General features: G+C 49.9%; 9 protein-coding genes. All 9 read right to left on the bottom strand.

Going from position 1 to position 10,036, the window contains the following annotated elements; all coding sequences use genetic code 11:
* Positions 1 to 387: 387 nt before the first annotated feature.
* Positions 388 to 1,158 carry a Fic family protein gene (locus IEY34_RS16575; protein ID WP_189013132.1) on the bottom strand — a complete coding sequence of 257 codons (771 nt, stop codon included), beginning with the start codon at positions 1,156 to 1,158 and terminating at the stop codon, positions 388 to 390.
* A 177-nt stretch (positions 1,159 to 1,335) separates the two neighbouring features.
* Positions 1,336 to 3,132, bottom strand: a complete 1,797-nt coding sequence (locus IEY34_RS16570; protein WP_189013130.1) for an ABC transporter ATP-binding protein — start codon at positions 3,130 to 3,132, stop codon at positions 1,336 to 1,338.
* A gap of 133 nt (positions 3,133 to 3,265) precedes the next feature.
* The gene (locus IEY34_RS16565; RefSeq protein WP_189013129.1) at positions 3,266 to 4,195 is read right to left on the bottom strand and encodes an NAD-dependent epimerase/dehydratase family protein; all 930 of its coding nucleotides are present in this window, start codon (positions 4,193 to 4,195) and stop codon (positions 3,266 to 3,268) included.
* A 69-nt stretch (positions 4,196 to 4,264) separates the two neighbouring features.
* Positions 4,265 to 5,116: a MerR family transcriptional regulator gene (locus tag IEY34_RS16560; protein ID WP_189013127.1), complete on the bottom strand. Its 852-nt coding sequence runs from the start codon at positions 5,114 to 5,116 to the stop codon at positions 4,265 to 4,267.
* 66 nt (positions 5,117 to 5,182) lie between these two features.
* Positions 5,183 to 6,103, bottom strand: a complete 921-nt coding sequence (locus IEY34_RS16555) for an EamA family transporter (RefSeq protein ID WP_189013125.1) — start codon at positions 6,101 to 6,103, stop codon at positions 5,183 to 5,185.
* Between the two features lie 75 nt (positions 6,104 to 6,178).
* Entirely contained in the window at positions 6,179 to 7,114 is a 936-nt protein-coding gene (locus IEY34_RS16550) for a nucleoside hydrolase (protein WP_189013123.1), read from the bottom strand.
* A 16-nt stretch (positions 7,115 to 7,130) separates the two neighbouring features.
* Entirely contained in the window at positions 7,131 to 8,078 is a 948-nt protein-coding gene (locus IEY34_RS16545; RefSeq protein WP_189013121.1) for a nucleoside hydrolase, read from the bottom strand.
* An 11-nt stretch (positions 8,079 to 8,089) separates the two neighbouring features.
* A complete protein-coding gene (locus IEY34_RS16540) occupies positions 8,090 to 9,031 on the bottom strand; it encodes a nucleoside hydrolase (RefSeq protein ID WP_189013119.1) in 942 nt (313 codons plus the stop codon).
* A 36-nt stretch (positions 9,032 to 9,067) separates the two neighbouring features.
* Positions 9,068 to 10,036 (bottom strand): ABC transporter permease, encoded by a 969-nt coding sequence (locus tag IEY34_RS16535; RefSeq protein WP_189013117.1) that lies wholly within the window; start codon positions 10,034 to 10,036, stop codon positions 9,068 to 9,070.

Raw genomic sequence — 10,036 nt, 5'->3', positions numbered from 1 at the left:
ATGGTGAAATAGCGGATCGTAGTTCCCCCTGGTGTGGAATATGGCGGTTTTCAGAATGATAGCGTACTGTAGTTCCCTCAAACTCGCGATCATGACACATTCTGCTAGTATCGTGGCTTGACGTTCTCTTATCTCCGCGCGATTGCAAAGCTAGAAGATCTCACTCTGAAAATCTAATGAATGCCAGATGCTCTATTTCAAGCAAATGATCACCAATCGGCCAATATAGTGCCGGGTAGCGCCAACTCCGTTCATTACATCTCCAAAGTAGCCATTTTCCGGTCTATAAGCATCATACAGTTCATTAGATGCCCTTTGGGAGCGAAGACCTCCAAAGCAAAGAAGACTGCGGTGGACGCCAATACTTATATATCGAGAAAACTAACCCTAACTTTCATTCTTACCTAATAGATAGGCAAACCTTTCTGGTTCTTTCCTAATATCGCCGGCTAACTCGTCATACCACTGAGTTAGAATAACAGTTCTAATACGCTGAGCATCAGGATCTTTGGGTTCTAAGAAACCATCTTGAATCCAGCGTTTCACCTTTTCTCGAATGGTTTTTTCGCTTTTCCTAAGTAAAATAACCAACTCTGTGATGGTTAGCATTTCTTGTTTAAAAACAAGTTCCCTAAGAACCTGACGCTGCTCTATATCCAATTTCCGTATTAACTCCGGCTCGACCTTTAACAGCTCACTATTTTTTTCCTGAACGATGCTAGCAGCTTGTGTATACACCTCGGCAAGACCGTTCAAAAAATATTCAAGCCACTGTGTAATATCCGCATTATGGCGGCCAAAATAGTAATTATGTGAAAGTCCCATTTGCAGAGCCTTATAGTATTCATTCAAATTACGATCGTAAAAATTTTCTAGAACGAATAGACTTTTCAGACCAAAACCGCCGCGTCGTAATAGGTATGTCGCAATCATACGAGCGGTACGTCCGTTGCCGTCCATATAAGGATGGATGGTCAATAGTTGCCACATCGCAATGCCTGCCCGTATAGGCGGTGACAATTCAAATGTATTAGGGGAATTAATCCAAGCAACAAGATCCTCCATAAGTGTAGCTACATCATTCGGCTCAGGCGGCAAGTAAAACCCAGAAAGATTCCGCTCTCCTACTTTATTTTGCTGCTCTCTATACTCGCTCAACCTAGGACGTTATAATTACCGCTAAATTACCGCTATTAATTAAATGGCACCCATTCAAACTTGACTGGTCAATGCTTTCCACTTACACTTCACTCGCTTACACCGAGTTCCTTCAACACAAAAAAAGCCGCTCCGACATCCGGAACGACTTGAATGATTTCCAACAACGAACCCTGCTTACGACACACCAGGCGCATGCTCCGCAACCATCTGCTCCTGCAGCTGCAATTGCTGTGTCGCGAACTCGCGGTACATCTCGTGTGATTCCACCAATTGCTGATGCGTGCCGCTGCCCGTGACAACGCCTTTGTCGAGGAAAATGATTTGGTCGGCATCGACGACCGTCGATAAGCGGTGCGCGATGACAAGTGTCGTGCGCCCTTGCATCAGATTCTGCAAGGCCTGCTGCACAACGACCTCTGATTTGCTGTCCAGACTCGATGTCGCCTCGTCCAGCATTAGGATTTTCGGATCGCGCAGCAAGGCTCGAGCGATGGCAATCCGTTGTCTTTGTCCGCCGGATAGCTTGATCCCGCGCTCCCCGACTTCCGTATCGTACTTCTGCGGGAGTTCATCAATGAAAGCATCGGCATAGGCCATCTTCGAAGCTCTTCTCAGCTCTTCCATCGACACGTTATGCTGCAAGCCGTAACAAATATTATCGCGAATCGTCCCCGCAATCAGCGGACTCTCTTGCGACACATACCCGATCTGGCTGCGCCAGGAGATGAGCGAGAACTGATCAATGCCCTCATCACCCAGTGAGATAGCCCCCTTCTGAGGTGTATAGAACCGCTCCAACAGCGAGAACATCGTCGTCTTCCCGCTTCCGCTCGGCCCTACGATAGCCGTGACCTTGCCCGCTTCCATGGTGAAGCTGACATTCTTCAAGACAGGTTCCCCTTCTTTGTACCCGTATGTCACCTGATCGAACAGCAGCGATTGCGAAGCGTTCGCAACTGGGACGCCAGCATGCGGGTTCTCTTCTTCGTAATCGAGCACATTGAGAATCGTGTCTGTAGCCCCCATAGCTTTCTGCGCTTGATTAAAGAACTGCGTAATTTGCGTAATCGGCATAACTATTTGGAACAAATACAACATGAAGGCGACTAACTGCCCGGCCGTGATCGCTCCCGAGGCTACACGTGTGCCGCCATAGCCAAAAAGCACAACGAATAGCATAAGCATAACGAAGGTAACTAGCGGCGCCATCAACGCTTGGATGCGGCCTTCTTTTAAGCCAAACTTGAACAACTTCTGAATGCCTGTGCTGCCTTCTTTATATTCGACAGGCTCAGCATTAGCGGCTTTGACAAGACGTATTTCCGACAACACCCGATTAAGCACCGATGTGAAGCTGGCCGTCTCTGCTTGCATGCCTTTGGATATTTTGAACATTTGTCGACCCAGCGGGAAGAGAATTACGAATGCAATGGGAAATACGCTGAACATGATGAGTGTCATTTTCCAATCCATATAAATCAAAACGACGATGGACCCGACAATCGAAATAATACCTGTAATGAAGCCTGACATATGCTCCGCGATCAAACCTTTAATAACGGCGGTGTCGTTCGTCATGCGAGAAATCGTGTCGCCTGTCTGGTGGTTGTCATAATAGCTAACCGGCAGCACGAGCAGCTTTTTCCATAGTCGCTCTCTAATGCCGGCCACAACCCGCTGTCCTGCGAAATTCAGCAAGTAGACGGAAACGCCAGAGGCGATCGCCGAGGCGACGAAAGCAATAGCCATTCCGCTAATCTGCAGCCAATTCAGCGAATCAATAGAGAAGCTGTCGACGACATTCTTCGTGAACAGCGGGATAACCAAACTGACCAAGGTCGAGATCACGCTCAAGCCTAATGCTATGCCTAGTACAAGCTTGGGGGGATTGGTTTGGAGCAGCAAGCGGATAAAACCGCGCCAATTGCTCTTGCCCTTGAGCTCATCTTTCGTTGTAGTTGCCGTTCTCATATCTATCTACTCCTTTACCGATCGGATCTTCACATCCGTCTGTGTATGATCTTCTTCTTTAACCAGATCATACACGTCTATTTTAAACGGAATATAAACAAAATGAATCCGTCGCTAGAAGTAGCTTAACTTCTTACTTGGTTTGGGTACGGTACCACGCCACGGTTTCCTTGAGCGCTGTACGAAGCGGTGTTGGCGTCATTACCGCACCAAATCGCTGCGTAAATTTCGTGCAATCCATCACAAATGGCTGCTCAAATTCATACAGCATTTCGATCATTTCGCGTGCCGCGGGTATGAATAAGCCGCCAATGCGCAGCATGCCACGCCCCATCGTGCCGATCCGCGGAGCGTGTCCCGCAGCCTCGAAAGCCAATTCTGCGAACCTGCGAGCACTTACCGTCTCCGCATGGGGCACGTGCCAGATCTGACCGAGAGCATCCTCATGCTCACTCAGGACGACAAGGGCTCGGCCAAAGTCCTCGACGTAGGTTACTGTGTGCAGTTGATCGGGGTTCCCCATCAGAGCAACCGACTTCCCGGCTATCAGCGGCCCAAAAAAGCGCCCGCCAAATGAAGAATTCGCCGCATGCGGTCCATAAAAGTCCGATCCTCTGCCGATGGCCACCTTAAGTATGCCTTGGTTATGCAAATTCAGGAGGTTCTGAGCGACTTCTGCTCGCACTTTCCCTTTGCGCGTATGCGCCTTATAAGGCAGCCCCTCATGCATAGGTCCTTGAACTTCTCCATACATATAGAGATTGTCTCCCATGATCAAACTGGCTTGATGGAAGGCTGCTGCTTGGGTAATACAGCTCATCATTTGCTGAAACAAGCCCTCCCACTTGTGATAAGGAGGGGCTGCACACTGGAATACACGGGTTGCCCCCTTCAATGCCGCTAGCGCTCCGATTTCGCTCATCAGATCGCCCTGTACCACCTCAACATCGCCAGGGACATTCGCTTTTCCCGAAGAATTGACCATTCTAACCTTTTTCCCTTTGCGTAAAAGTTCTTTCATCACAGCTCGACCCAATGGTCCCGTTCCTAAAATGACTTCCATCCTTCCATCCTCCTAAGTGTTTATCGCCGGTTAACCAGCCTTATAAAATAAAAATAAACCCTATAGCAACTATAGGGTCAATACGCGTTTTACAGGAATTTGCAAATCGACGATAAACTCTTCGACATTCCTCATATGAGTAAAATCAACCAGATAACGTTCCAATACAGGACCGTTCTCTTCGTAACCATTTTCGTTCATCCACTGCCTCAGACGTCTATAGAGACCTTTGCACGATTCCTCGTTCGGGAACCCGGCGAATACTGCCGATATGTAGTCACCGCCAGGCAACCATCTTGTGAACGATGGTTCATGCTCGCAAGGCAGTACGGGAATACAAACCTCGATATCTGAGTCGTTGCGGTCGAATGTCAGCAGATCCTCGTGGTAGATCGTCCAGAAGTAGCCATCCGCCGTCAACCCATGCTCTTTGATCTGGTCAAATAAAGCCATGAAACGGATCACGGAGGATTCCATGCCGCATACAGCATTTTGGCGTTCATACGCCATGAAACGATCCGGATACGTTTGCAGTTCCAAATAATAATCCGTTTCTTCAAAAGCCTTGCGCAGCTGACTATGGTCTTCCAAATGCTTCAACCGCTCATCAATGGTTCCGACAACGGTTTGAAGCGTGCGAATGGTTTCTTCGGCCTCCGCTTTCTTCGCACTCATCAGCTCAGGGATACTGGCCATGCTGTTATTTTTGAACATCTGCCCGACCTGCTCAAGCGTAAATTGCATGCTTTGCAGATCCTGAACAACCTTAATAGCCAAAATATCATGGCTCGAATAATAGCGATACCCATTCTGGGCATCCACTCTATGCGGCTTTACAAGCCCTATTTTGTCATAGAAATGAAGCGTTTGGATCGAAGTCTGGCATATCTTCGCAGTCTGTCCTACCGTGTATCCTTGCATGGTCGGCTTCCCTCCTATACCTATGTGGAAGAATTCGGCATGCTCGATTGGAATTCCTGTCATGCCTTACATTTGAGCGCTTATCATACCCTGCCTCTTCCTTCGCTTCGCAAGCTCAGGCAGGGCGATGCCGCACATCGTCACCACGACGCCTAACCATTGCAGCCAGTTCACCGACTCGCTCAGCACGACATAGGACATAATGACCGCCGTCGGCAATTCAGCTGCGCTGAGAATCGTCGCCAACCCGCCGCCAATCTTGGGTACACCAATAGCGAAGAACAAAGGCGGAATCACCACACCGAAGAAAGCAAGCAGCAACGCCCAAGGCAGCAGCGCTTCATGCAAAGAACCATTCACAAGGAAATGCGGCGGAAATACCAGCATGACCAGAATGAAAGAGCCAGTAAGCATAATAGCGCTTCGCGTGATGGGAGAGACCTGTTTGGCCGTCTTGCCGCTAAACCAGATAAACAGGGCATACGTCACAGCAGCGAGCAGACCTAGGATCACACCTATCCAGGATATGGCTTCCTGGCCGCCGCCGATATAGCCGCTCGCCATGATAATTCCAACAAACAAAATAATGAGTGACAGCAGCTTTTCCTTGCCAGGACGCTTGCGTTCCACGATAGCCTCCAACAGGATGCCCATCCAGGTGAATTGGAACAGCAGAATGATGGCGAAAGAAGCGGAAATATACTGCAGCGCCGCGTAATAAAATATGCCCGTTAAACCTGTTGTGGTTCCTACCGCCATCAGCGGGAGGATTTGTCGCTTGGTGACTTTGAAGGCGCTTGAAGCCGCCGCTTGTTTGGTCGATTTGACCGATACGAATACCAAGATCCACAACATGATGACACCAAAAAGATTTTGACTTCCGACAACATCGCCGACACTGAAGCCGGACTCATAAGCTTTCTTAACAAACGTCGATAACATACCGAAGCTGCATGCCCCGGCTAATACGAATAGAATGTACTTCATGATGCCTCCCTGCGAAAAGAAAAAAACGGACTGTGCCCAGTCCGCCACGTTTCGTTAATATACGATTTGATAAATTTAAACAACTCTACTTAGGAAATGTTTCAGGAAACGATCCGCGTCTACTTGCAAACAAACTTGCATATTAGGCTGATTGGCAGGCTTGCTGCGCAGGTCTCCAACCGTACGGCCCAGCGTGTGAAAACCTTCAAGATCGACCCGAACATGCATCGGGGACGTCGTTACGAAATCTGGATGTATCGCTACGCCTACAGCAAGCGGGTCGTGCAGACCACAGCCGCCAATGCCTGGGTAGAAGTCTTCATAGGCATCAATGTAAAAGTCCGTCATGTCGGCCATCAAGTCCCCAAGCGTCGTCTGCTTGTCCCGCCACACCTCGACATCTTTCTTAGGCAGCAATGTCTCCATCGTCACGTCCAGACCGACGAGCGTAATCGGAATGCCGGAGGCGAAGACATAATCCGCTGCTTCCGGGTCGGCATAGATGTTCGCTTCCGCATGTGGCGTAGCATTGCCAGCGCGCGTGACAGCCCCGCCCATAACGATGACATTGTCGACCAGGTTCACAATGTCAGGAGCCTGCATAATCGCCAGCGCAAGATTGGTCATCGCGGCTACGGTAATAATCGTTACCTGATGCGGTCTGCTTCGTACTTGATCAATAATAAACTGCGGCGCATATTGCGACGATGCTTCGCGCTTAGGCAGCTTGCCATCGCTCAGTGTATTCCCCATGCCATCTCTGCCGTGGATATGAACCGCACTCGCCTTCACGCGGCTCACGAAGAACGGCTTAGCTGCGCCAGGGATAACTGGCAGCGAGCTGTCCAGATGCTCCAGAACCAGCAGCGTATTGCGGGTGGCTTCCTGAACCGTTACATTGCCGAAGCAAGTCGTTACCCCCAACAACTCAAGTTCAGGGGAATTTACAGCATAACTTATCGCTAACGCATCATCAATACCTGTATCGACATCCAAAATAATCGGTTTCATCTCAGTTCTCCTCTCGTTAGCTCTTTAATGTGTTGATGAAATAGTCAAGAAACCGTGGGCTGTCGACGTCGACCCCTACTGCTGTGTTCGTAACTTCTACCGATCTGCGTAAATCCGCCAAGGTAGCTCCGTAGGACATCGTCCCTTTCGTTTCAATCCTTATATAATGGTCTTCGGTTGTAATTAAATCCGGGTAAGCAGCAACGGCTACGGCGAGCGGATCATGCAGCGGTGCGCCGTAGAAACCGTTTTGCTTATCATACGCGCCGAAATAAAATTGAAAGGCTTCACCGATATAAGCGGCAGCTCTTTCATTGCCAGGAATCGGCGCTGCCATCAGGTCGAGACGGTGTTCTTCGCCGATGATTGTTTTCATCGTGACATCGAGGCCGACAAGGGTAATCGGGATGCCGGATTCGAACACGCGGTGCGCTGCCTCCGGATCGCCATAGATGTTCGCTTCGGCAGCGGGTGTGACGTTGCCAGGCACTTTGACCGCGCCGCCCATGATCACCAGACGCTTCACCTTGGAAGCGATGGTTGGATCTTTGGCTAGTGCGAGCGCTAGGTTCGTCATGCGGCCCACGAACACGAACGTCAGCTCATGCGGGTTCTCATTGACCATACGAACGATGAAGTCAGATGCGCTCTCTGGAATCGCCTTGCCTTTGGGCTCAGGCAGCTCGCAGTTGCCAATCCCGTTATCGCCATGAATGTGCGTGACAGGTCCCTTCCAGTCGCGGTACAAAGGGCGCGCTGCCCCCATAGCAACGGGTACTTCATAAGGGACGCCTGACAGCTCAATCACTTGCAGCGTGTTGCGAGTCGCTTGTACGACATCCGTGTTGCCGAACACGGTCGTAATGCCCTCTACTTTAATATGTTTTGTTTTCAAAGCCAGCAGAATCGCCATTGAATCATCAATACCTGTATCAACATCAAGAATCATCCGAACATTTTGCATGGTGATCACCTCTATGTGTAGTTTTTCAAAGTTTGAATAAGCATGTCCCAGAATTTATCCTGATCAAGCGTAAAAGCGACATTCACATTAGGTTCCCGTCCTGTGACGCCAAGCAAGTCAACGACCGTCATGCCGTAGGTATGCTCACCCTTCGTTTCGATGTCAACGCGCAGCTTCTTCGTTCCGAAGGCCGTCGGATCAATGCAATAAGCAACACAGCAGGCATCGTGAATCGGAGCCCCCGCAAAGCCGAAAACTTCCTTATACGTATGGGCAAAAAAGCCTAGCAGTTCATGCACAAAATGAGAAACGTTGTTATCTACATCGAGAATGCGCTGGTGAATCTCGTCGGTGACGATCGCTTGATGCGTCAAATCCAGGCCCATCATCGTGATTGGCACACCGCTCTCGAAAACGATCTTGGCCGCTTCCGCATCCACATAAATATTGAACTCAGCAGCCGGTGTCGTGTTCCCGAACGTGCCTCCGCCCATAATGACAATCTCCTGTATTTTGCCTAAAATTGCAGGCTCTTTACGCATCGCCAGGGCAATGTTCGTGAGCGGCGCGACAGGAACCAGCGTAATGTCGCCATCTGACTCCATCAGTTTACGGATCAAGAGATCAACAGCGTGCTCCTGCTCCTCCGATTTCTGCGGATGAGGCAGCGTAGGGCCATCCATGCCAGAATCGCCATGAATGTCCGCTGCCGTCTGGCGCACTCGCAAGAGCGGCTGTCCGGCCCCTTTGGCAACCGGGATGTGCGTGATGCCAGCCAGTTCGCAGACCTTCAACGCGTTTACCGTCGTTTTCTCGACCTCGGCATTGCCAGCAACCGTCGTAATCGCGACCAACTCCACATAGGGGTTAGCCCCTGCCAACAAAATCGCGATAGCATCATCGTGCCCAGGATCGCAATCAATAATGATTTTACGTTTCACATTTTCCATCATACGCTCCGCCTTCCATTCTCTTAGTCAGTTGTCTGCTTAAGCCGCAGCTATCTTGGATCCTTCGGTCTGCGCTCTAAGCGCGTCGTTCAGCTTCCGTTTTTTGCGAATAGCGAAAAAAATCAGGGCAACAATGGTCACAAGGTAAGGAATCATTTGGATGAACTGACTCGGAACTTTGCTTCCTGGAATAGTTTGGACGACAGTAGCAATGGCGCTTGCCAATCCGAAGATCAGCGAGCCGAACAGAATCCCGATGGGATTGCGGTTCCCTAGCAAGACGACCGCCAACGCCAGGAATCCGGTTCCCGCCGTCATGTCTTTCACGAACATGCTCGTCATGCCCATTGATAAATACGCGCCAGCCAATCCTGTGAACAGCCCGCTCCATGCGAGCGCCGAGAATTGAATGCGATGAACAGAAATACCGAGCGATTTGGCCGCTTGCGGCGCTTCCCCAACAGAACGGAGATGAACGCCGTACGGCGTTTTGTAGAGAATAAATACGCATACCAGCACGGAAAGGAAGGCAATCCACGTCATCAGACTATGACCGCTAAGCAGTTTACCTAGAACAGGAATCGATTCGATAACCGGTATGTGCACGACTGGAATGTTGTGAAGTGCTGATGGGGTGTAGTTGCCCGTCACCCCAAAAATTTTGTTCATAAGGAAAATCGTTACGCCTGAACCAAAAATATTCACGGCAAAGCCGGTAATGATCATATCTACTTTCAGTTTGAGGGAGAAGAAACCCATTCCGTAACAAACGAGCATGGAAGACGCAACGCCTGCCACCATACCAAGAACCCAACTGTCCGTAACAGAGCCCACCGCAATGGCGCTAAATGCCGAGATTAACATCAGGCCTTCCAAACCGATATTGATGACGCCTGCAACATCAGCGATCAGACCGCCGAGAGCCGAGAGGAGAATCGGCGTTGTGAACCTGAGCAAGACAATGAAGAGAGACAAGTCGATGATTTGTGCCCAGAGAGCTGATAGCAT

This window comes from Paenibacillus marchantiophytorum, from assembly GCF_014640555.1.
Taxonomy (GTDB): Bacteria; Bacillota; Bacilli; order Paenibacillales; family NBRC-103111; genus Paenibacillus_E; species Paenibacillus_E marchantiophytorum.
This window is presented reverse-complemented; position numbering and strand designations above follow the sequence as displayed.